The 22,586-nt window shown below is 70.7% G+C and carries 21 protein-coding genes; 10 read left to right on the forward strand and 11 right to left on the reverse strand.

What is annotated here, in order from left to right:
- Window positions 1-55 precede the first annotated feature (55 nt).
- Both ABZ194_RS03520 and ABZ194_RS03525 read right to left on the reverse strand, forming a co-directional pair.
- Entirely contained in the window at window positions 56-589 is a 534-nt protein-coding gene (locus tag ABZ194_RS03520) for an ATP-binding protein (protein WP_355591813.1), read from the reverse strand.
- Window positions 590-741: 152 nt separating this feature from the next.
- A complete protein-coding gene (locus ABZ194_RS03525; protein ID WP_355591816.1) occupies window positions 742-1,044 on the reverse strand; it encodes a hypothetical protein in 303 nt (100 codons plus the stop codon).
- A gap of 212 nt (window positions 1,045-1,256) precedes the next feature.
- Between ABZ194_RS03525 and ABZ194_RS03530 the strand changes: the two genes are divergently transcribed.
- Together ABZ194_RS03530 and ABZ194_RS03535 are read left to right on the forward strand one after the other, a co-directional pair.
- Window positions 1,257-2,084: a helix-turn-helix transcriptional regulator gene (locus ABZ194_RS03530; RefSeq protein ID WP_355592170.1), complete on the forward strand. Its 828-nt coding sequence runs from the start codon at window positions 1,257-1,259 to the stop codon at window positions 2,082-2,084.
- A complete protein-coding gene (locus ABZ194_RS03535) occupies window positions 2,066-2,287 on the forward strand; it encodes a DUF397 domain-containing protein (RefSeq protein WP_355591820.1) in 222 nt (73 codons plus the stop codon). Before ABZ194_RS03530 ends, ABZ194_RS03535 begins: the two co-directional genes overlap by 19 nt.
- 599 nt (window positions 2,288-2,886) lie before the next feature.
- Here ABZ194_RS03535 and ABZ194_RS03540 read toward each other — a convergent pair.
- The 4 genes from ABZ194_RS03540 to ABZ194_RS03555 form a co-directional block, all read right to left on the reverse strand.
- Window positions 2,887-3,540 carry a hypothetical protein gene (locus tag ABZ194_RS03540; protein ID WP_355591823.1) on the reverse strand — a complete coding sequence of 218 codons (654 nt, stop codon included), beginning with the start codon at window positions 3,538-3,540 and terminating at the stop codon, window positions 2,887-2,889.
- A gap of 113 nt (window positions 3,541-3,653) precedes the next feature.
- Window positions 3,654-4,496: a response regulator gene (locus ABZ194_RS03545; RefSeq protein WP_355591826.1), complete on the reverse strand. Its 843-nt coding sequence runs from the start codon at window positions 4,494-4,496 to the stop codon at window positions 3,654-3,656.
- A 21-nt stretch (window positions 4,497-4,517) separates the two neighbouring features.
- Window positions 4,518-5,678, reverse strand: coding sequence for an ATP-binding protein (locus tag ABZ194_RS03550; protein ID WP_355591829.1), 1,161 nt, complete (start codon window positions 5,676-5,678; stop codon window positions 4,518-4,520).
- 184 nt (window positions 5,679-5,862) lie between these two features.
- Window positions 5,863-7,386, reverse strand: coding sequence for an LCP family protein (locus ABZ194_RS03555; RefSeq protein WP_355591832.1), 1,524 nt, complete (start codon window positions 7,384-7,386; stop codon window positions 5,863-5,865).
- Window positions 7,387-7,452: 66 nt separating this feature from the next.
- Here ABZ194_RS03555 and ABZ194_RS03560 point away from each other — a divergent pair, with 66 nt between their 5' ends.
- The gene (locus ABZ194_RS03560; protein WP_355592172.1) at window positions 7,453-8,493 is read left to right on the forward strand and encodes a glycosyltransferase family 2 protein; all 1,041 of its coding nucleotides are present in this window, start codon (window positions 7,453-7,455) and stop codon (window positions 8,491-8,493) included.
- Between the two features lie 9 nt (window positions 8,494-8,502).
- Here ABZ194_RS03560 and ABZ194_RS03565 read toward each other — a convergent pair whose 3' ends face one another.
- Together ABZ194_RS03565 and ABZ194_RS03570 are read right to left on the reverse strand one after the other, a co-directional pair.
- The gene (locus ABZ194_RS03565; RefSeq protein ID WP_355591835.1) at window positions 8,503-10,287 is read right to left on the reverse strand and encodes a CDP-glycerol glycerophosphotransferase family protein; all 1,785 of its coding nucleotides are present in this window, start codon (window positions 10,285-10,287) and stop codon (window positions 8,503-8,505) included.
- A gap of 205 nt (window positions 10,288-10,492) precedes the next feature.
- A complete protein-coding gene (locus ABZ194_RS03570; RefSeq protein WP_355591838.1) occupies window positions 10,493-11,905 on the reverse strand; it encodes a bifunctional cytidylyltransferase/SDR family oxidoreductase in 1,413 nt (470 codons plus the stop codon).
- A 203-nt stretch (window positions 11,906-12,108) separates the two neighbouring features.
- Here ABZ194_RS03570 and ABZ194_RS03575 point away from each other — a divergent pair, with 203 nt between their 5' ends.
- The 7 genes from ABZ194_RS03575 (at window position 12,109) to ABZ194_RS03605 (ending at window position 18,797) form a co-directional block, all read left to right on the forward strand.
- Window positions 12,109-13,827, forward strand: a complete 1,719-nt coding sequence (locus ABZ194_RS03575; RefSeq protein WP_355591841.1) for a CDP-alcohol phosphatidyltransferase family protein — start codon at window positions 12,109-12,111, stop codon at window positions 13,825-13,827.
- Window positions 13,828-13,960: 133 nt separating this feature from the next.
- Window positions 13,961-14,584 (forward strand): DUF5941 domain-containing protein, encoded by a 624-nt coding sequence (locus tag ABZ194_RS03580; protein WP_355591844.1) that lies wholly within the window; start codon window positions 13,961-13,963, stop codon window positions 14,582-14,584.
- Between the two features lie 111 nt (window positions 14,585-14,695).
- A complete protein-coding gene (locus ABZ194_RS03585) occupies window positions 14,696-15,430 on the forward strand; it encodes a phosphocholine cytidylyltransferase family protein (RefSeq protein ID WP_355591847.1) in 735 nt (244 codons plus the stop codon).
- Between the two features lie 5 nt (window positions 15,431-15,435).
- A complete protein-coding gene (locus tag ABZ194_RS03590; protein ID WP_355592174.1) occupies window positions 15,436-16,476 on the forward strand; it encodes an iron-containing alcohol dehydrogenase family protein in 1,041 nt (346 codons plus the stop codon).
- Window positions 16,454-17,221, forward strand: a complete 768-nt coding sequence (locus ABZ194_RS03595) for a CDP-alcohol phosphatidyltransferase family protein (protein ID WP_355591850.1) — start codon at window positions 16,454-16,456, stop codon at window positions 17,219-17,221. The genes ABZ194_RS03590 and ABZ194_RS03595 overlap by 23 nt, the downstream gene beginning before the upstream one ends.
- A 196-nt stretch (window positions 17,222-17,417) precedes the next feature.
- Window positions 17,418-18,299 carry a glycosyltransferase gene (locus ABZ194_RS03600; protein ID WP_355592176.1) on the forward strand — a complete coding sequence of 294 codons (882 nt, stop codon included), beginning with the start codon at window positions 17,418-17,420 and terminating at the stop codon, window positions 18,297-18,299.
- A 141-nt stretch (window positions 18,300-18,440) separates the two neighbouring features.
- Window positions 18,441-18,797, forward strand: a complete 357-nt coding sequence (locus ABZ194_RS03605; RefSeq protein WP_355591853.1) for a spore germination protein GerW family protein — start codon at window positions 18,441-18,443, stop codon at window positions 18,795-18,797.
- A 171-nt stretch (window positions 18,798-18,968) separates the two neighbouring features.
- On the opposite strand, the gene ABZ194_RS03610 is transcribed toward ABZ194_RS03605, so the two are convergent.
- The 3 genes from ABZ194_RS03610 to ABZ194_RS03620 form a co-directional block, all read right to left on the reverse strand.
- Window positions 18,969-19,166: a hypothetical protein gene (locus ABZ194_RS03610; protein ID WP_355591856.1), complete on the reverse strand. Its 198-nt coding sequence runs from the start codon at window positions 19,164-19,166 to the stop codon at window positions 18,969-18,971.
- A gap of 214 nt (window positions 19,167-19,380) precedes the next feature.
- Window positions 19,381-20,115 carry an acetoacetate decarboxylase family protein gene (locus ABZ194_RS03615; RefSeq protein ID WP_355591859.1) on the reverse strand — a complete coding sequence of 245 codons (735 nt, stop codon included), beginning with the start codon at window positions 20,113-20,115 and terminating at the stop codon, window positions 19,381-19,383.
- Between the two features lie 109 nt (window positions 20,116-20,224).
- Window positions 20,225-22,534: an acyltransferase family protein gene (locus ABZ194_RS03620; protein WP_355591862.1), complete on the reverse strand. Its 2,310-nt coding sequence runs from the start codon at window positions 22,532-22,534 to the stop codon at window positions 20,225-20,227.
- Between the last annotated feature and the right edge of the window lie 52 nt (window positions 22,535-22,586).

Genomic DNA, 22,586 nt, shown 5'->3' on the forward strand with positions numbered 1-22,586 from the left:
CCTAAGATTGCCGTCCAGGGAGACGATCTCCACCAGGTCACCGGGCGGAGCATCCTCACTCCACCCGGTCGCGCCGGCCCGCGTCCGTCACGGCCGTCATGGGCGTCCGCCTGGCCGACGAATCCTGCTTGGCCGGGGTGTCCCGTCCGGCGGAGGTGATCTGGAACCAGACGGCGTTGCCGGCCTCGTCGTCCCGATCGGTGCCCCAGACGTCGGCCAGGAGGTCCACCCAGCTCAGGCCCCGGCCGCCGTCGCTGTCGTCGTCGGTGGTGCGCATGGTGGGCACGCTGGTCGCCGAGCCGTCGTCAATGACCTCCACGTGCAGGACGCCGTCTCCGATGCCCAGGCAGACGGTCAGCGTGCCGCCCGGCAGGGAGGAGTCACTGTGGACGACGGCGTTGGCGACCAGTTCGCTCACCAGCAGTGTGACCGTCTCCAGCGTCTCGGCCGCCACCTGGCCGGCCAGTAGTTCCGCCGTCCAGCCCCGCACCGTCCCGGCCGACCGCGGGAGGCCGGGGAAGTCTCGCTGGTGGAGGGTGTGCAGCCGAATCCGTCGTTCGCCCCCTTGGGCCGGTCGCCCGCTCCTCACCCGGTATGAGCCTGGACACAGGGCCGCCCTCGGTTCCCGTATCGCCACATGGTCGCCTCGCTCCTGTGCTGCCACATGGTCATCCCGCTTCTGTATCGCCACATGGACACCTCGTTCCTGTGTCGCCACGCGCTCACCTCGCTCCCGGGTCGTCATGCGGTCACCGCCGCCATGATCATGTCTGCGGCGTGCTCGTCGAACGCCCATACCCATTTGTCCCGTCTCCACAGCCGGGACCACCACGGCCGCCAGGTGAAGACCCAGCCCCACGCCCGCCGGACGACCTGAACGCGGACCCGTACCCCGGAGGCGGACATGATCTCCATGACCGGCGGCCCGACGGCGGGAACGATCAGCGAGGTGGCCACCCCGAGGGAACGCAGATCCCAGCCCAGCCGCACCAGATGAATGAGCTGTTCCTCGTGCGGCGTGTGCATTCGCATTTTGCCTGTCATGCTGACCCCACCATCTCGGGCAAATTATCGCTTTTTTGTCATAAGTCGCCCGAAGAAAACTTTTAGGCCTACAGGGTGCCCAGGTCGATGGGGAGATTGCAGGAGGAATCTGCGGACATTCCGCTGACAGAAACCTCCGCATGATGTATCTGTTAGTCGCCGATTCGTCGACAGAAACCGTCGCGCCCTATGCGCACACTTAAGGGGTGGATATGGCCAACGATCTAGATCCGCGTTTGACGCCGATTCAGCGCTTCGGTCGCGAGCTGGGGCGGGCCCGCAGGGAGGTGGGCCTTTCACAGGCGCGGCTCGGCGCGCACCTGGGTGTCTCGTCGTCGCTCGTGGGACACATCGAGATAGGCAACCGGACACCCAGGCCCGAGCTGGCCGCGCGGTGCGACGAGATCTTCAAGACGGACGACCTCTTCGCCCGTCTCTGCCGGAACATCACCTCCCCCTGCGGACCACGCTGGTTCCTCAGGTGGTCGGACGAGATCGAGCCCCGGGCGCGCATACTGCGCAGCTGGGATCCACTGCTGGTCCCCGGCCTGCTGCAGACCACGAGCTATGCGCGGTTCGTCTTCCGGGGTGGCCTGGCAGCCTCGGAGCAGCAGGTCGAGGAGCAGATCAGCGCTCGCATGCGGCGCCAGCTGATTTTCAAGAGGGACAGCCCGCCGGTCCTGTGGGCGCTGCTGGACGAGTGGGTGATCCGCCGTCTCATCGGGGACCGGGAGGTCATGGTCGAGCAGCTCGACCACCTCGTGGCCGTCGCCGAGCGCCAGAACGTGACGATTCAGCTCGTTCCCCACGACTCGCCGTGTACGGCGGGCCTGATGTCCGGCTTCGTTCTCGCGGAACTGCCGGACGCGCCGACCACCGTCTCCGTAGAGTCGGCGGGGGCGGGCGAGGTGTCGGCGGAGCATGAACTGGTGACTGTCATTTGGGGTAGATATGACAAAATCCGAACGGAAGCGTACCGTCCCGGGCAGTCGCTAGAGATGATTAAGGAAGCGAGAGACCAGTGGCAGAGAAAGAGCTGATCGGAGTGGACCTCTCCCAGGCCGTGTGGAGGAAGAGCTCCCGCAGCGGCGACAGCGGCGGAAACTGCGTCGAGGTCGCCGGCAACCTCCCCGGAGTCGTCGCCGTCCGTGACAGCAAAAACCCCACCGGCCCCGCTCTCCTCCTCTCTCCGGACGCGTGGGAGTCTTTCATCAGCAGCCTGAAGTCCGGAAAGTTAGACTAACCCAAAACTCCAGACCCGAAATTATGGCCCTCCCAAGGTCCAGTCCGGGAAACACCCCCATCACCTCTTTTCGCCGTTCGTTATGGGCCTGAAGGGCGAGGATCGTCTTAACAAGGCGACTTCCGTGAAGAGGACAACGGCGTAGCCTCCGTAAGATGCGTCAGATCTTCGGTCGCGCACTGGCCCGTTCACCGAGGCCGAGAAGATTTGGGCGAGCGGAATAGGCGCTCTTCTACGCGTTACCTGAGGATTTCGCCTGGACGTAGTTGGTTGACCTCTGCTGCGGAATCTGGAGTGCTCACGCGACACGCGGGTCCTTTCCGGGAAGATATCGTGACGTGTGTCCCCTGAAAAAGTAGATTGGGATGTCTCGATAGTCGGTGTCGTGAAGGCGTAATGCCTGCTCAAACGCCGTGGCGGTCGCCCTCCTGGGCGACCGAGGATCGCAACGACGTGCGCGACGGTAACCTCAACGGCGACCCAGAGTGGCGGTCACCCTCCGGGGCGGCCGAGGATCACAACGATTCGACCGATTACACAGCGGGCACTCCCTGCAAGTGGCGGTCAACCTCCAACAGGGGCGGCCGTCATGGGATGCCTCAGCCTCGGCGGCCGGAGAGGGTGGCGGTGTAGGTGGAGTTGCCGCACGGGTAGCCGCCGAACCCGCGCATCGAGATCCGTCCCGAGACGGTGCCGTTGTCGCGGAAGGTGTAGGTGGCGCCGCCCTCGGTGGGATGGTAGATACAGCTGGTGATGCTGCCGGTGGCGGTGAAGTTGTTGGCGAAGGTGGCGGCGATCCGCCTGTCGGGCACGACCGACACGGTGTTGCCGTTGACCGTGACGTAGGCCATGTCCAGGGAGGCGGCGCTCCTGACGCAGGCCGAGTTGCTGCCGTACCAGATGGCGCCGACGTCCGGTGTGCCGGCGGGGAAACCCGACTTCAGGCAGACCTCCACCGGGTTGACCCCGTTGTTGGTGACCCGCGTGACGGTGTCGCGCAGGACGACGGTGCCCGAGCGCTGGAAGTTCCTGCCGCTGACGGTGCCTGAGAGGGTGACGCTGTAGGTGATGGCGCCGCGGGCCGTGCTCGCCTGACCCGTCCGGGCCTGAACCGTACTCGCCTGAGTCTGAGCCTGAGCCGTACCCGCCTGAGCCGTACCCGCCTGGGCGGGCGCCGGAAGAGCCGTGACGGCCAGCGTCGCGGCGGCGAGGCTGGACAAGGCGAGGGTGGACAACACGATGCGTGCGCGCATGCTTCTGCTCCTGACGGGAAAGACCGGGCCCCGCGCCGAGTGTGCGCCGGCCCGCCGGTCGCCCGCCATCCCCAATCATGGGGATGGCGGGTGGGCCGGCCGGCACGGCAGGATCAGCAGAGGCGCAGCTCTATCACCCAGCGCAGCGCCGCGGCGCGGGGGGAGAGATTCTTCTCCCCGGGGTGGGAGGCCAGGTACTTTCGTTTGCTCGCCTCAAGGTGGTCGGCGACGGTACCTGGCCTGATCCCCAGCTCCCTGGCGGTCTCCTTCAACCCCAGGCCGCGGCAGCCGACCGCGGCGACCACGTCGAGTTCGCGCGGCGACAGGCGGTTCACCCTGCGGCGACGGCCGGCCAGGATGAACGCGCCGGCCAGCGCGCTCTCCAGCCGGACCGGATCCATCCGCAGGCCGGCGAGGATCTCCTCCTCGCTGTCGCCCTCGGCCAGCGCCCGCAGCACCGTGCGCTGGCCGACCGACAGATCGGCACGTTCCAGCGGCCGGGCCTCGGCGTCGTCGAGCAGGAAGGCGGCCAGCAGCGCGGAGACGTAGTGGCGGCCCGAGCTCACCACGCCGACCGCGTGGACGTACTCGCGGTGGGTGGTGAAGCGTTTCTCCACATACCCCCAGGCCCCGGCGGCGACCACATCGAGCACCTGTTCGCGGCCCGCGACCCCCGAGGTGGACAGCACCCGCCAGCCCTCGGCGGTGAGGTGGGCCACCGCCTCGGCGCCCATGCGGCCCTCGGGCAGTGAGTGGTCGCAGACCGCCACGTCTCCGGGGTGCCCGGCGGCGAGCGCCTCGACGGCGGTCACCGGCTCCAGCACCCGGTACCCGGCCTGGCGCAGCGCGTCGGCCAGTGGGTAGGAGACGATGAGGTGGTCGTCGACGATCCCGACCAGCCCGCTCCCCGTCTCGTTTCCCACCCTGTTCCCCGCTCCGCCTCCGGTCTCGTTCACGGTCCCTCTCCCCGATCCGGCTCACAGTTCTTCTCCCCGCGTGGGCCGCCGCCAGCGGATGGTGACCTTGGTGCCGCCGCCCGGCGGCGAGTCGATCTCGTAGCCGCCGCCGTGCCGTTCGACGGCGGCGAAGCTCCGCGACATCCCGCCGCCGTGATGTGCCGGCCCCGGGGAGAAGCCGCGGCCCCGGTCCCGTACGACGATGACCACCCCGTCGTCGTCCGCCACCGCGTAGAGGTGCACGCCCCGCGGGTTGCCGGCGTGCCGGGCGACGTTGTTCAGCGCCTCGCGGGCCGCCGAGGCGAGCACCCGGCCGACCTCCGGCGGCGGGTCGGCGCGCATCCGCAGGACGTGGGTGAGCTCAAGGTCCAGGTCGGCGGCGCTCTCCACGACCTCCGCCATCAGGTCGGCGAACGCGGTGGTCTGCTCGTCTGTGATGAACCGCCTGGCCCGCTGGGCGGCGCGGCGGGCGGCGCGCGCGGTGGACGGGTCCAGCAGCGGGCTGCCCGCGACCCGTTCCACGATCGGCAGCAGATCGTCGTGGATCGCCCGGTGAGCCGATTCGCGCTGGCGTAGCGACTCCTGGCGGCGTTCGTACTCGGCCAGCAGCCGCTGCCCCTCCTCGGCCAGCCGCTGCGCCCGCACCGTCTGCGCGGCCAGGCCGCGCAGCTCCCGGCCGATCAGCACCGCGATCAGGAACCAGAGCGCGAAGCCCAGCAGGTCCGAGAGCAGCTTCTGGGTGATGTTCGGATGGATGGCGGCGGTCCAGACGGCGGCGAGCACCGTCACCGCCGCCGCGGCGTGGCGGCTCCAGCCCAGCCCCAGGCCGAGAACCGCCGAGGTGGCCAGCGAGAACGGCAGCAGGGCCGTCATGACCACGTTGCGTTCGTACGGCAGGGCGGCACGTGAGCCGACCGCCATCACGACGAGGCTCACCAGCACGTCGGCCCAGACCAGGAGGGGGTCGTGCAGCGTGCCGGTACGCCAGGCCCGGTGGGCGAACCATCCGGCCTCCGCGACGGCCGCGGCCGTCGCGGTGAGAGCCGCGGCCGGTGTCACCAGCCGGTGCCAGGAGGTCAGCGGGACCAGGAGAAAGGCCGTGGTCCCCACCCGGGCATAGATGATCATTCTGGCCATGCGCCGTTCGGTGGCGGCCTCGACGTCGTGTCCCGCGAATTTCACACGTAGCGGACGTGTCCGACCCCGGCCCCGGGTTACCGCGTGCCCCGATCGTTACCGCGCCGCCTCCGGAGGGCGGAGGCCGGCGTCGCGATCGGGGCTTACCCGCCCCGGCGGGCGGTCGCCGGATGCCCGGCTCGTCCAGACCCCCTGAATGAGACCTTCGCCCTCAGGCGTGGGGAGGAGGTCATTTCTTGCAGATGTTCTGGGTCGCGGTCCTGGCCGCGGGGTCGGCGGCCGGGGTGGTGGCCGTGGCGCTCGGCGTCGCGGTGGGGGTCGCCTTGACGGTGACCTTCCTGGCCCCCGAGTACTTCCGGCCGACGACCACCTCGATCCGGTCGCCCAGGTTGTCGACCAGCCGCGTCTCGGCCCCCGGCAGCGCGGAGGCCAGGGTCCGCGCGGAGTCCTCGCGGGCCGGGCCGTACCGGATGAGGGTCTTGTCGTGATCTCTCTCCCTGGTGTCGCCGGCGCCCTCGGGGACCAGGAAGCCGGCCTTCCGCAGATCGGCTCTCGTCCGCGCCCCGAGGCCGGTGATCAGGGTGCCGTTGAGCACCTTGACGGAGATGCGCGCGGGCGGCACGGTCAGCGGGGTGGTCGTGGGGGAGGGGGTGGCCTTCGGCGTCGCCGACGGTGTGGCGGCCGGGCTCGTCGTGGGCTTGGCGGGTTTGATGAGCGGCTCGTCGGCGCCGATCCGGCGGAACAGGTCGGCGGCGGCCTTCTTGTCCCACAGTACGGCGGACTCGCCGGTCGGCGTCTTGTAGTCGACGTCGGCGAGCGGGACCGTCGCGAAGGTCACGTCGTCGGTGGAGACGTCCTTGAGCTGGTCGGCCAGGCCGAGCAGGTCCTTGCGGAGCGCGTCGTCCACCCGGAGCGTGCCGAGGGTGCTGTTGACGAACGCGGCGAGCTTGACGGGGTTGGCCAGTGTGCCGCCGCTCAGGGCCTGGTGCAGCAGGGCCGAGATGACCTGCTGCTGGCGGTCGATGCGGTCCAGGTCGGAGCGGGCGGTGGCCCGGGTGCGGGCGTAGGCGAGGGCCCTGGTGCCGTCGAGGGAGTAGGTGCCCGGCTGGAGTTTGAGCGCGGTCTTCGGGTCGTCGATGGCGACGGGGGTGCAGACCGAGACGCCGCCCAGTGAGTCGACCACCTGGATGAAGCCGAGGACGTTGACCTCGATGTAGTGGTTGACGGTCAGCCCGGTGGCGTTCCGGACGGTCTGTACGGCGAGTTTCGGGCCGCCGAACTGATAGGCGGCGTTGATCTTGTGCATGCCCTGGCCGGGGATGGTCGTCCAGGTGTCGCGGGGGAGGCTGACCACGGTGACCCTGGTGTGGTCCTCCGACAGGTGGAGCAGCATCATGGTGTCGGTGCGCTCGCCGCTCTCGCGGCCCAGCTTGAGCTGGTTCTGCTGGCGGCGGGAGAGGTTGTCGCGCCGGTCCACGCCGACGAGCAGGATGTTCATGGCGCCCTTGGCGTCGGACCCCGCCACGTCCGCGTCGACCGACTCGATGTTGGTGCCCACGTAGCTGGTCAGCGCCCACGTCGTCCCCGAGCCGCCCAGCACCAGGCAGGAGAGGGCGCCGGCGGCGATCAGGCCGCGCCGCCGGGAACGGGCGCCCCGGGCGGACCTGCGCTCTCGCCGGGGATTCACCCGGACGTTCCCGTAGGCGTCGCCGCCCACGCGCACACCCAAGTCGTCCTCTTGCGGGTCGCGCATGCGTGGCCCCCTAGGCTCCAGCTGGGTCGATCAGGTACCCGTCCGTACAGTAGCGTGAGCGACGCCATGAAGCAGTTCCCCGACTCGCCCGCGCCGGCGTCGTCTCCCGAGACACGTGTCTGGCCGCCCATCTCCATCGTCATCCCGGTGCTGAACGAGGAGCGCCATCTTCGGGAGGCGGTGCGCCAGGTCCTGTCGCAGCACTACGCGGGACCGATCGAGGTCGTGCTCGCGATCGGCCCCTCGCGCGACCGCACCCAGGAGGTCGCCGACGCGATAGCGGCCGAGGACCCACGGGTGACCGTGGTCCCGAATCCGACGGGGCGCACTCCTCACGCGCTCAACGCGGCCATCGCCGCGTCCCGCAACGGGATCATCGCCCGGGTGGACGGCCACGCCATGCTCCCCGAGGACTACCTCCGGGTCGCGGTGGAGACGCTGGAGGAGACCGGGGCCGACAACGTCGGCGGCGTCATGGCGGCCGAGGGCGTCACGACGTTCGAGCAGGCCGTGGCCCGCGCGATGACCTCCAGGATCGGTGTCGGCGGGGCCAGGTTCCACACCGGCGGCACCGCGGGGCCGGCCGACACGGTCTATCTCGGAGTGTTCCGCCGTGAGGCGCTGGAGCGCGTCGGCGGCTACGACGAGCATTTCCAGCGGGCGCAGGACTGGGAGATGAACCACCGCATCCGCGAGACGGGCGGCCTGGTCTGGTTCCAGCCCCGCATGCGCGTCTCCTACCGGCCCAGGCCCACCATCAAGGCCCTGGCCAAGCAGTACTTCCACTACGGCCGCTGGCGGCGGGTGGTCGCCCGCACCCACGAGGGCACGATCAACCTGCGCTACCTGGCCCCTCCGGCGGCCGTGCTGGCCATCGTCGCCGGTCTGCTCGTCTCGCCGTTCTGCTGGCCCGGCCTGCTGATCCCGGGCGGATACGCGGCGGCGATCCTGGCCGGGGCCGTGGTCACCGGCAGTGGTCTGCCCGCCGGGGCGCTCGTCCGGCTGCCGCTGGTCTACGCCACCATGCACATGTCGTGGGGGTGGGGCTTTCTGACCAGCCCGAGGAGTCTCGGCAAGCCGGAGCGGCCGGAGCGGGAGCCCGGCTGATCCGGGACCTCAGCCGTCCGAGGGGGCGGCGCGCTCCCAGGCGCCGTTCACCGCGTCGTTGAAACGGGTCATGGCGTCCGGGTGGTCGGGGCCCAGCAGATAGCTCTTGAGTTTGCGGCGGGTGGCCGCCAGCGGGTCCTCCCCGCCCTGCTCCAGTGCCAGGAGTACGGCGCGCAGCTCGCTCAGCCCCTTGGTGAGCGGGTAACCGGCCTCCGTGCTCGGATAGCGCTCGCGGAACGACTCCTCGGACATCCCCGCCACGTTGGTCACCATGTACGGCTTGCCGCTGGCGATGAAGTCCGCCACCACGCTGGAGATGTCGGTGATCAGAAGGTCGGCCTGGTTGAAGCAGTCGTAGAGGGCCGGTTCCGCGTCGATGACGGTCAGGTGCCGCAGGAGTCCGGTGCTGCTGGACCCGGCCGGGTGGCGGGCGATCGACCGGGACAGTTCCGCGGCCCTCAGCAGCGCCTGGATCCGCTGGTGCGCGCGGCGCGCGGCGACGTTGCGGTAGCCGGTCAGCGGGTGTGGCTTGTAGATGACCCGCACCGGGGGTGAGTGGGCGAGCAGGGCGCGGACGATCGCCGGGCCCATGGTGATGATCGAGGTGTGGAACAGGTCGTCGGTCCACCCCTCCCAGGTGGGCGCGTAGAGCACCGTGCGGTACGGCAAGCCGGGCCCGGCGGTGTGGATCCCGGTGAGCTGGGGACGGCCCACCTCGTGGATGTCCTCGTCGCGGACGCCCACCCGGGCGCGGAGATAGCGGTCGCGGCCCGCCTGCCCGGCCACCCAGACCTCGTCGTAGACCTTGGTGAACGGGTTGAACGACGCCTCCTTGTCGCTGTCCCCGTGGCCCAGGAAGACGCTGCGCATCCCCTGGATGCGGAGCATGTGGATGTTCTTCCCGACGTTGGACGGGTACAGGCACAGCCGCGCCGCGTCGAGCGCCCCGAAGCTCATCAGGTCGGCCGCGGCCGGGATGCAGACCACCGGCAGCGAGGTGTCGGTCAGCAGGTGGAGCATGTCCCGTTCCCGCAGCACCACCACGGTCCGCCGGTCGATCCGCTCCAGCGGACGGAGCCACATGGCGGCCTGGTAGGCCGAGTCGTTCGGCCCCGAGAAGTACAGGATCACCTCGGGTGAGTACTCCGTGAGGCGTTCGTTCACCGCCTTCAGCACGGCGGCGCTGTCGTGAAGCGGCCGGATCCGGCGCAGGTGGGGCAGGAGTCCGGTCACGGCCGCCAGGCCCAGGAGCAGCCCGAGCGCCGCCCCCGCCGCGCCCAGGTGGTCGGCGCCGAGCGCCGCGCCCAGGGCCGCGCCGCCGACCGGCAGTACGTCGAGGTAGAGGAGGCGCATCCCCTGGTAGTTGACCAGGACGTTCCACGGCGGCGCGGGGAGCCGCACGGCGTCGAGGTTGCGGGTCAGCACCGGCAGCTGGGTGAGGGTGCGGTTGTAGTGGAACGCCATCCCGGTCTGCGCCGCCCGCAGGCCGTGCAAGGCCAGCAGTCCCAGGACCAGGGCCGCGAACCAGGGCGAGTCGGTGCCCGCCGTACGGGCGGCCAGGAGGATCGCGGCCGTCTCGCGGATCGCGAACCGCAACGTGACACCCAGGTGCACCCTGTTCAGCAGATCGACCGGCGAGCGGGCGTATCGCCTGGCGGCGATCTCCGCCGCGTAGGAGAGGGCGCAGAACACCGTGAACGGCCACGGCCGGGGCCCCAGGGCGGTGACGATCAGTAGCGGATACCAGCCAAGCACAGCAGCGCACACCATAAGTGGACGAAGGTCATGCTTCATCCTCTGACGCTAACCTGTGTACCGGTGTTTACCCTGGTAGGCGCGCTGTGTCACATGTCCGTTGAAGTGATGGATGGGTGATAGATGGGTGTCTCCGGCGTGGTCTGGGGGGCGACGTGCGGTGACAGAGGGTTATGCACCTTTTTTCGCCCGCCCCGTCACCCCCGCCCCGCCACCCGTCGTGCCGCCGCGCCCCGCCGAACGGTCACGGGCCGCCGAGCCGGACGTCGATCACCTGTCCGGTGAGGTCGGAGATGAGCACGTCCAGCGAGGTCTGGGCGACGGCGCGCGGGGACAGCAGGGTGTGCGCGGGCTCCTCCCCGAAGGCGCGGATCCGCATCGGCGTGCTGGTCCGCTCCGGGTTGACGCAGTTGACCCGGACGCCGTACTCGGCCCACTCGTCGCCGAGCGCCTGGGTCAGGTTGACCACGGCGGCCTTCGACGAGGAGTAGAGGCTGTAGTCGGCCCGGCCCCGCGTGTAGGAGGAGGAGGTGTACAGCAGCAGGTGGCCCCGGGTCTCGCGGAGGTGGGGGATGGCGGCCCTGGCGATGTTGATCGGGCCGAGGTAGTTCACGCCGACGGTCTCGGCGATCGTGCCGTCGTTCACCTCGCCCAGCTTGCCCATGTGCAGCACTCCGGCCGTGTTGACCACGTAGTCCACCCGGCCGGTCTCCTTGGCCGCGTGCGCGAGGGCGTCGCTCACCGCCTGGGGGTCCTCGACCCGTACCCCGTTCAGCGACCGGGAGAAGGAGAACACCTCGGCGCCGTGCCGTTCGGTCAGGCTCACCACGTCGGCGCCGATGCCGTAGCTGCCGCCGAAGACGACCACGGTCCTGCCCTCCATCGCCTCCCGGTAGGCGAGGGAGGAGTGCGAGGGGGCGTCGCCCGCGGCGAGCTGGAAGAGCTTGTCGGCGATGAACACGTCCACCGGGTGGGTGACCTTCATGTTGTGCTCGCTGCCCGGCACGATGTAGATCGGCACGTCGGGCAGGTAGCGCAGCACCACGCCGCAGTCGTCGGTGGGCGGCTGCCGGTCGAAGCCGGGGTCGGCGAACGCCCGCTCGTAGGCCTCGCGGATCACCGAGAGCCGGAAGCACTGCGGGGTCTGGCCGCGCCGCAGCCTGGACCTCTCCGGGATGTCGCGGATGATCTCCCCGCGCGGTCCGGGGGCGGCCACCACGATCGTGTCCGAGCTCGGGATCGCCACGTCCACGGCCGAGTAGACCTTCAGGGCCTCCACGCACTCGGTGATGATCCGGGGTTCCAGCAGCGGCCGTACGGCGTCGTGCAGAAGCACGTCGCACTCCTGGGTTCCCAGTGCCTTCAGCGCCCGCCAGGTCGTGTCGGTACGGCTCGCGCCCCCCTCCAGGATCTTGCCGACCTTTCTGAAGCCGTTGCGGGCGACGAGCCGCTCGACGTCCTCGGTGAAACCCGGGGTCATCAGCACGATGATCTCGTCGATCTCCGGGGCGGCGTTGAACACGGCGAGGGTGTGCTCCAGAATCGTCTTTCCGGCGATCTTGAGGAGCTGTTTGGGAGTGTTGAGGCCGACCCGCTGGCCGACTCCGCCGGCCAGAACGACCCCGACGGTGCGTAGACGTGGTTCAACAGCGGCCAAGGTCAGCTTCCTTCAACGGTCCGGATACGGCGAGCGTAACGGTTGACTACCCGATCGCAGGTCGCGGTCCCGTGCTATGCAGTCAAGATCTCGCTACGCTAAGTGCGCACTCCCCGATTCGTACGGTTACCCCGTCGGATACGAAGGAGCCCGATTTGCAGGAATCTGATGCTTTCGCGCAGTCTGAACCTTCCATGCCCTCTATGTCTTCCACGCCCTCCATGCCACCCGTCCCCTCCCAGACCGCCGCCGTCGTGCTCGCCACCACCGCGGCGGCCGGGCTGCGCCGTGCCGACGGCACGCTGCTCGATCGGCTGACCGACCAGCTCGTCACGCTCTCCACCGGGGACGTGCACGTGATCGCCCGATCCAGCGACGTCATCCACGCCCCCGGCGGCACCTACATGATCGGGTCGGAGGGCTCGCACGGCCTCGCCGACGATCTGCGCAGGGTCGCGCGGGTCGCCCGTACGGCCACGGGGCCGGTGGCCGTGGTCGCCGGAGACCTGGTGGCCCACACCGAGGCGCTGGCCCTGCTCTTTGAGCATCCCGACCGGGGCACCGGCGCCCTCGTGGCCAAGGGGGGCGGGGAGTCCGGGCCGCTGTGCCCGCCGGTCCGCGTCGAGAGGGGCCTGGTGGCCGCTGCCGGCACCCCCTTCCAGGACGTCACCGGGGTCAACGGCACCTTCAGGGGCGTGCTCCAGGTGGGCGTGCCCGACCTGCTGACCCTGGCCGCGACCGCGGAGACGCTCGCTGACCTGGCCGAGGTCGGCAGGTTCGACGCCGCCGCAGCCGACGCCGCCGCAGCCGACGGCGCCCACGCCACCCACGGGGCTGACGGCGCCGACGGCGCGCACGCGGTCGAGGCCACCGAGCTGATCCTGGCCGGCCTGATCCGTTCCGGGGTCACGGTGCGCGCGGCCCGGCTCGGCCGGCTGCGCTGCGACCGGGTGACCGGGCAGGCGGAGGCGGACGCCGCCGCGCTGCGGCTGGGCGAGGTGGACGAGGGCCGCGCCCGGCTGCACGCCACGGTCAAGAGCGACGACGGCTTCTTCACCACCCACTTCGTGAGCCCCTGGTCCACGCACCTGGTCAGGGCCGCGGCCTGGCTGGGCCTGACGCCGAACGCGGTCACCGGCATCTCCGTCGGCCTGGCCCTGCTCGCCGCGATCTGGTTCTCGGCCGGCACCCGCCCGGCGCAGATCGCCGGGGCGGTCCTGCTGTACCTGTCGTTCGTGCTCGACTGCGTGGACGGCCAGCTCGCCCGCTACACCCGGGCGTTCTCCCCGCTCGGCGCCTGGCTGGACGCCACCTTCGACCGGGTCAAGGAGTACGTCGTCTACGTGGGCCTGGCCTTCGGCTACGCGGCCGGGCTGGACGACTCGGGCGGCGGGCCGGACGGCATCTGGGCGCTGGCGGTGGCGGCGATGATCCTCCAGGTGCTCCGCCACATGATCGACTTCTCCTATGCCGGGGCCCGCGCCGACACCGACCGGGCGGGCCGGGGCCCGGCCGGTACGGCGGGCCCGCCGACCGCCTGGGGCGACGTCACGGTGCCCCAGGCCTCCGCGACCTCCTCCGCGCGACCGGCCTCCCCGGCGTCCCCGGCGTCCCCCGGACACCCGGCGTCTCCCGCGCCCTCGGCCTCTCCGGCCCGGCCCGCGCCGGACCCGGCGGTCTCCAGCGGCGGGGCCGATCCGGGCAACTGGGTCGTGCGGCTGTCGCGGCGCATGGAGCAGGACTCGGCCACCCGCTGGTTCAAGAAGATCATCGTGCTCCCCATCGGGGAGCGGATGGCCCTGATCGCGGTGACCGCGGCGGTGTTCAACGCGCGGGTGACCTTCATCGCGCTGCTGACCTGGGGCACGGTCGCCGCCCTCTACACCCTCGCCGGGCGGGTCGGCAGGTCGATCGGCCGATGAGCGTGGCGGGCGGGTTCGGTGACGGCCGGGTCCGGGGTGAGGATCGGGTCCGGGTCCGGGGCGGGGCCCGGGGCCGGTGGACGGCGAGGCACGGCGGGCGGTCCGCGAGACGAGCGAGGAGAGGGGGCCGAGCATGGCTTCCGTGCACATGACACCGGTGCCGCGCGGCAACGTCGTGGCCTACCGGGACGACGGGGTGCTGTCTCGGGCGATGGGCGCGCTGGTGGCAGGGCAGCTGCCGCCGCTGCCGCCCGCGGTGGTCGGGATGTTCGTGACCGGGGTGCTGCTGATGGTCGGCGTGGCGGGGTCGGACGGCCTGGCGGTGTTCGCGCCGGCGGTGGCGCTGCTGCTGGCCGGGCCGGGCAGCTCCCATCCGCACGACGGCCGGGTCGACTGGCTCGTCCCGCCGATCCTGCGGCTGACCGAGTACGGGTTCGTGGCCTCGGTGGGGTTCGCCCACGACGTGCCCCCCTGGTTGATCTTCGTACTGCTCGGCGCGATGGCCTTCCACCACTACGACCTCGTCTACCGGCTGCGTCAGCGCGTCTACCCGCCGCCGTGGCTGTCCACTTTCGGACTCGGCTGGGACGGGCGGATGCTGCTGATCGCGCTGGGCGCCCTCGCCGGGCAGGTGACGTTCCTCTTCGTGCTGCTCTCGCTGTATCTGTGGGGCCTGTTCGGGTGGGAGAGTGTCACCTGCTGGCTGGCCGCGCCGAGGACGGGGGTGGAGGCCGTGGATCTGGGAGCACACGATTGAGGACACCCGGCAGACCTCTGATTACACGATCAGGGTCCGAAGGCAACTAACCTTTGGGGCCTAGGAGTGCCCGTCGAGGGGCTCACTTGAATTTTGAATGAGGAGTGCACGTTGCTGGGAATGGTGCTGGCCGCCGGGGCCGGACGACGCCTGCGGCCGTACACCGACACGCTGCCCAAAGCGCTCGTGCCGGTCGACGGAGACATCACGATCATGGACATCTCGCTGCGGAACCTCGCGGCGGCGGACCTGCGTGACGTCGTGATCGTCGTCGGCTACCAGGCGCGGGCCGTACACGAGCGCAGGGCCGAGCTGGAGCGGCGGCACGGTGTGAAGCTCACCCTCGTGCACAACGACAAGGCCGAGGAGTGGAACAACGCCTACTCCCTGTGGTGCGCGCGCGACTACTTCGACCAGGGGGTTCTGCTGGTCAACGGTGACACCGTGCACCCGGTCTCGGTCGAGGAGACGCTGCTCGCCGCGCCGGCGACCGGCGACATCCTGCTCGCGGTGGACGATGTGAAGAAACTCGCCGACGAGGAGATGAAGGTCACGCTCGACGCGGACGGCCACCTCAAGCTGATCACCAAGCTGATGGACCCCGCCGAGGCCGCCGGCGAGTACATCGGCGCCACCCTGATCCGCCCCGGCATCGGGGACCGCCTCGCCGACGCCCTCCAGGCCACCTTCGAGCGCGACCCGCAGCTCTACTACGAGGACGGCTACCAGGAACTGGTCGCCCGCGGCGAGAAGATCTCGGTCGCCCCGATCGGTGAGGTCTCGTGGGTCGAGGTCGACAACCACGACGACCTGGCGAAGGCGCGGGAGATCGCGTGCCGATACTAGCCAGGATGCTGCCCGCCCCGCTGACCATGGAGGTGCGGCGGGGCGCGATCGCCCAGCTCGGCACGTTGCTCGCCGACAGCCGGGTGGCGACCTCCGGGCGGGTGGCGGTGGCTGTGGGCGCGAGCCAGGGGGACAGGATCGCCTCGGTGATCGCCCCCTCGCTCGGCGAGGCACAGGTCTTCCGGGTGGCCGACGGGTCGGTGGACGCGGCGGTCTCGCTCGGCGCCGACCTGCGCAAGGGCGCCTACGAGGCGGTCGTCGGCATCGGCGGCGGCAAGACCATCGACGCGACCAAGTACGCCGCGTCGCTCGCCGGGATCCCCATGGTGGCGGTGGCCACCAACCTGTCGCACGACGGGATCTGCTCGCCGGTGGCGTCGCTGACGCACGACGGCGGCAAGGGCTCCTTCGGAGTGCCCATGCCGCTGGCCATCGTGGTGGACCTGGACTTCGTCCACGACGCGCCCCCGTCGCTGGTCCGCTCCGGGGTCGGCGACGTGGTGAGCAACCTGTCGGCGATCGAGGACTGGCAGCTGGGCAACTCCGAGCGGGGCGAGCCGATCGACGGCCTGGCCTGCGCGATGGCCCGCACCGCGGCGGAGGCGGTCGTCGGCAGGGCCGACTCGATCGAGTCCGACGCCTTCCTGACCGTGCTGGCCGAGGCGCTCATCCTTTCCGGCATGGCGATGGTGGTCGCCGGATCCTCCCGTCCGTCCAGCGGCGGAGACCATGAGATCCTGCATGCCGTGGATCAGCTTTTTCCCGGCACCTCCAATCACGGCGAGCTCGCCGGGATCGGTGCCGCCTTCTGTTTCTTCCTCCGCGAGGACTCGCGGAGGCTGACCCAGGTCGTCGGCTGCCTGCGCGGGCACGAACTGCCGGTCACCCCCGCCGACGCGGGGCTGACCGAGGGGCAGTTCACCGAGGCGGTCATGCTGGCCCCCTCCACCCGCCCAGGGCGTTACACGATCCTGGAGCACCTGCGCCTGTCGGAGCCGGAGATTCGCGATCGGGTGGGGGATTATGTCCAGGCCGTCGGTCGCTGAGTTCCGTGCGGTCGCCCAGCCGCACTCGACAATGGGCCGCAACAGCGGCGAGCACTGGGCCGGCTCGCTCTACATGCGGAAGCTGTCGATCTACGTCACCTGGTTCCTCGCCAAGACGCCGATCACCCCCAACCAGACCACCTGGCTGATGATCCTGTCCGGGGTGCTGGCGGGCGTGGTCCTCGCGCTTCCCGGCCTCGGGGCCGCCGTCGGCGCGGCCCTGCTGATCCAGCTCTACCTGCTGCTGGACTGCTCCGACGGCGAGCTGGCGCGGTGGACCGGCAGGACCTCCATCACCGGCGTCTACCTCGACCGGGTCGGCCACTACTTCGCCGAGGCCGCGCTGCTCATCGGGCTGGGCTTCCGGGCGTCGGAGATCCTGCCCGACTGGTACACCGTGATGGGCTTCGCCGCCGCGCTCGGCGCCATCCTGATCAAGGCGGAGACCGACCTGGTCGACGTGGCCCGCGCCCGCTCCGGCCTGGTCGCGGCGACCGAGAGCTCCGCCGAGCAGTTCCGGTCACGCGGCCTGGGGCTGGCCCGCAGGGCCGCGGCGGCGCTGCGGTTTCACCGGGTCGTCCAGGCGGTCGAGCTCTCCATCCTCGTGGTGATCGCCGCGCTCTGGGATCTGCTCAACGGCGGACTGGCCGCGACCAGGGTGCTCACGGTCGCCTGTGTCGTGGTCGCCGTGGTGCAGATGGCCCTGCACCTGGTGAGCATTCTGGCCTCCCGGCGGCTTTCATGAGGAACCGAATGGCGTGCCGGCGCGTCGTAGGTGCGAACACCTTGCCATTTGGTGGGTGTTCGCCTGCGGTTCCGATACGCTTATTTCTCGGTAAAACAGAAAGAGTTACCAAAGCCAGCATTGCCCCGCCCAGCAGACTCGGTGATCATGAAAGTATGCTCCGTACGTGCTCTCGACGCGTCAAGGCGATGACCCGTTGAAGATCTCGTGCGTCATCCTCACCATGGGCAACCGCGTCCCCGAGCTGGACCGGGCTGTCGAGTCCGCGCTGCACCAGACGGACGGCGACGTGGAGGTCGTCATCGTCGGCAACGGCGCGGACGTCCCCGAGCTGTCAGCCGGCGTGTCCGCGGGCTCCTCGGCCTCGATCAAGACGGTGCGGCTGAGCCACAACACCGGCATCCCGGCGGGCCGCAACCGCGGCGTCGAGGAGTGCTCGGGCGACGTGGTCCTCTTCCTGGACGACGACGGCTGGTACGCCTCGCCCGATGTCGTCTCCCACCTGCGCGAGCGCTTCTCCACCGAGCACGACCTCGCGGTCATCTCCTTCCGCGTCATGGACCCCGAGGGCGGCGTCGGCCAGCGCCGCCACGTCCCCCGCCTGCGCGCGGGCGACCCGGAGAGGTCCTCCCCGGTCACCACCTTCCTGGGGGGTGCCTGCGCCATCCGCCGCTCGGCCTTCCTCCAGGTCGGCGGCCTCCCCGAGCGTTTCTTCTACGCGCACGAGGAGACCGACCTGGCCTGGCGGCTGCTCGGCGAGGGCTACCGCATCGAGTACGACGCCCAGACCGTCATGTATCACCCGCAGGTCCCGCCGACCCGGCACGCGGACTTCTACCGTCTCAACGCCCGCAACCGCGTCTGGCTGGCCCGCCGCAACCTCCCCTGGCCGCTGGCCGCGCTCTACCTCCTCAACTGGATGGTGCTCACCCTGATCCGCGAGCGCTCCCGCACCGCGCTGCGCGCCTGGTTCACCGGCTTCGCCGAGGGGCTCCGCGAACCCGCCGGAGAACGTCGTCCGATGGGCTGGAAGACCGCCTGGCGCATGCTCCGCCTGGGCCGTCCCCCGATTGTCTGACCCCCGTACGCCCCGTCCGGCCGCGAGGCTCGGGGACCACAGGGCCTTCGGCCGGAGAAACCGGACCTTCGTCCCTTTGCTCCTTCCCCGCTCCGCGTGATCCTGGAGGAGGTGGCAACGGTCGGAAGGGAAACAGACACGGTGGACGTCATAGACATGATCGACCAGGTGCAGGACACCGCATCGGTCAAGCGGGTCTTCGGTGAACCCGTCACCCAGGACGGTGTGACGGTCATCCCCGTGGCCCGGGTCGCCGGAGGGGGCGGCGGCGGGGGCGGAAAGCAGGAGGGCGAGCACCCCTCGGAGGGGACCGGAGGCGGGTTCGGCCTCGGCGTCACACCCGCCGGTGTGTTCGTCATCAAGGACTCCCACGTCCGCTGGCAGCCCGTGATCGATGTCAACCGCATCATCCTCGGCGGCCAGCTCGTCGCCGTCGTCGCCCTGCTGACGGTCCGCGCCATCGTGCGAATGCGCGCCAAGACGACGAAGAGCCGATAGCGCTCCGGGGTCGCCCTTCAGGACCCGCTCGCCGGCCGGGCCGTACCGCTCACTCCCGGCGAGGGGTGCTCCGCGCCCGCGCCACTCCCCGCGCGCCCCGGACCGGCGTGTTCTCGACGTGGAGGCGGGGACTCGGCGGTGGGGCCGCCGAGCCGCACCGGCCTCCCGCTGTTACCACTCGCCCGGGTCGGACCCGAAGCAGTCGGGAGAGTCGGCCACTCTGAGGACCGTCAGGGCGGTGGTGGTGCCGCAGGTGGCGACGGGCGCCAGGGGCGGAGCCGGGTCGGCGGAGGCGGGGGCGGCCAGCGCCACAGACGAGGTGCAGACGACGGTCAGGGCCAGGACGGTCAGGCGCACGATGCCGCGCATGCGGGGTCCTTTCTGAGGGGGAGGCGGGTCTCCAGGCCGGTGCGGCGAGTAAACCCATGGTGACGGAAGGTAATGTAGCAACCGCGGAACGTTTCCGTAGCCCTTTGGGCGGACGGGATCGCGCTGGAGGCGTCGTCCGTACGATGTGCGGGAAACGCCCCGGCGGTGGCGGGACTCCCGGTGACGGGAGCGCCGGTTTCCCCGCCCGGCGGGCCTAGAGATCCTTGGCCTCGCCGAAGGACATGGTGAGCTGGGAGGTCGTGGCGGTCATCACCGCGTGTTTGGGCAGGCCGAGCTCGCTCAGCTCCTTGGCGACCGGGTGGTTGCCCAGGCGGATCAGGGCGCCCCCGGGGCGGGTGCGGACCCTTCGTGGGGACATCGACCAGGAGGTGCGGCGGGTGACGCCGTCCAGATGGGTGTAGGCGTCGACGGGGGCCAGCGCGCCGCCGGCGGGCACCGGGAGGCCGGGCTTGACGAGCAGGTCCAGCACCAGGCGGCCGTCCTTGCGGACGATGCACCGCTTGTAGGGGGAGGACAGGCGCAGGTCGATGTCGGCCAGTTCCGTGGGGAGGCCCCAGATCGCGCGGCCCGCCTCCAGGGCGAAACGCCGGTCGACGGGGAGCCAGTGGACGAACGCCCCGGCTCCGGTCCTGCGCAGCTCCGACAGGCCACCGCCCAGACCCCGGCGGGGTGGCGGCCCCGTGTCGGGCCGGATGAGAAAGGCGACGCCGAACTCCCGGTAGGCGTCCAGGTCGCCGTCGACGTAGTCGGCGAACCCCAGCACGCACAGGGCCTTGCCGGGCAGCACCTCGGCCACGTCCAGCCCCGAGTAGGCGATCACCGCCCGGGCGGCGTCCGCCCTGACCAGGTAGGAGGCGCTGCACGCCGTGGCATTCCGGATGCGCACCGGTGTGGAGATCTCACGTCCCTGGATCAGATGGCGTGCCATGCCTCCAGTAGATCAATCTCCACGCCGGACGTCACCGGTTTCCCCGCTCGTTTCTGCATCCGCCCGACGAACTCGCCCGTGTGGCCGGGCCGGTAGACGCGTTGGTCGGCTACCGGGGAACCTGGGCTGAACGCTTCCTGTGGGCGGGGGAGTCGGACGGCCGGCGGTAGAGCCAGACCAGGCGGGGCTCCAGCAGCCATCGGAACAGTGTGCGCGCCTGCGGCAGGCACAGGACGAAGGCCAGCAGGAGCGCGTTCGACGCGAGCGCCAGCACGCCCAGCGGGCCGTGCAGCCAGGAAACGCTCAGCCAGCCCTGGTCCTTGGCGATGAGCACCAGGACGCCGTGGAGCAGGTAGGCGTAGAGCGTGCGGGTGCCCAGCTCGGAGAACCACGTCTCGCGCCGGGGTACCAGCGCGAGCACCGCGACGGTCAGGACCAGCGCCGCGACCAGTACGGCCCCGCGCACGGTGAGCCCCATCCACCAGTTCAGGTGCATGTGCTTGAAGCTGTAGCGGAAGTAGACCGGGTCGAGACCGACGCGGGGGGCGATGAGGACGGCGATCCCCATGCCGGCGACGACCGTGACCCCGGCCGCGATCCGTACCCAGAGCGGTTTGAGCAGGTCGAAGTGTTCCGGTTTGAGCAGCAGTCCGAGCACGTAGAACGGGAGCAGGCCGAAGAATCGGTCGAGGCTGAAGTCACCGGAGATCTCCGAGAAGCCCGCCACCATGTAGATGGTCACCGCGACCAGCAGCGGTTGCCGCATCCGCGTCCAGATGGGCGTGGAGATCCGCCAGAGCACCAGGGCGACCAGATACCAGTTCAGCCAGGCCGGGTCGATGATGGTCAGGGTCCACTTCTGGCCCAGCGAGTAGCGGAGCAGCGCGTAGCCGATCTCCACGAACGCGTAGGGGACCAGCAGCGTGTCGACCAGCTTGTTGATCTTGGCGTTGGAATTCCAGAAGTTGCGCCCGAGATAACCGCTGATCAGCACGAACGCGGGCATGTGGAACGTGTAGATGAACAGGTACGCCGACTTGGCCGAGTGCGCGGCCAGGGTGGGCACCAGCGAGTGCCCGGTGACGACCAGGGCGATCAGGACAAACTTCACGTTGTCCAGGTACGGCTCGCGCTTCTTCCTGGCAGGGGGAGCGGAGGGCTTCTCCGGCGAGTCCCTCTGCGGCTCGGGGAACGGCTGCTGCTCCAGGAGCGCCCGCCGTTCCGCCTCCGGCTCCGGCAACCGGCTGGAGTTCTCCCAGTAGGAGAAGGGCCGTTCGGGGGCGGGCGGGGCCTCCTGCGGCTGGACCTGGGGCACCCCGGCCACCCACGCCGGGGTGTGGGGCGCGGGATGGGCCGCGCTCTGGCCGGGGGTCTGGGACGGGGGCTGTCCAGGAGCCTGAGGAACACCGTGCTCCGGCGACCACCCCTGCTCCGGAGGCCGGGGGATGCCCTGCTCCGGTGACCACCCCTGCTCCAGGGGCCGGCCGGTGCCGTGCTCCGGCAACCGCTGAGGGAAGCCGGGCTCCGCCGCCCAGTCCCGCTCCGGCATCTGGGCCGGCGGGGCCGGGGAAACCTGTGACCAGTCCTGCCCCGGCCCCTGGGCCGGGGGAATCTGTGACCAGTCCTGCCCTGGCCCCTGAACCGGTGGGGCCGGGGGAACCGGGGGAATCTGTGACCAATCCCGCTCCGGCCTCTGGACGGGTGGGGTGGGTGACCAGGCGGGGTCCAGCGGGTCCAAGGGGCGGTTGGCGGGGGTGGTGCGGGGCGCCGTGTCAGGCCGCCTGGCGGAGGTGGCCTCCTGCGTGTCCTGATAACGCGTTCGCGCGTCCGGGTGGGGGGGCCGCGTGTCCGGGGGGGAAGTGCCGGGGTAGGCCGTTTGCGTGTCTGGGTAGGGCGCTCGCGGGTCCGGATGGGGCGTGCCCGGGTGGGGCGCTCGCTCGTAGGGATGGGACGCCTGGGTGTCCGGGTAGGGCGTTCGTGTCTCCCGTGCGGCCGACGACGGGGGGGCCGGATAGGGGGCGCTCGTGCCGAACGCCGGAGACGTCCCGTAGGCGGTGGGGGGATAAGGCCCATGTGCCCCGGGGGTGGGATAGGGCGCCTGCGCTCCGGGGGCGGCGGGCGGGGGGAGCGGCTGCGGGTCGCGGTAGGCCGGGAAACCCCACGCGGTGACCTCACCCGCCTCGTCGTCGGTGTCCCGGTCGTCCTGACGGTCCTCCCAGGCGGGGGCGGGAGCGGGGACGCCGTGGCCGGACTGCTCCGGCCACGGCGTCCGGGGCGCCGGAGACGGCTGCGCGTGCTCGGGCATCGGCCACGGGGCGGGTGTCCGGCCCTGTCCGCCGGCGGACCCGCCGGTGTCGGCGCCGGAGGCGTCGTCATCCCCGGGGGGCGGTACCTGGAAGGGGGGGCGGGTGTCGCTCACGGGGAAGACGCTCAGCTATCTGTCGGAGACTGGGAAAAGTCGGACATGCCAG

The sequence above is a fragment of the Streptosporangium sp. NPDC006007 genome (assembly GCF_040614315.1).
GTDB lineage: Bacteria > Actinomycetota > Actinomycetes > Streptosporangiales > Streptosporangiaceae > Streptosporangium.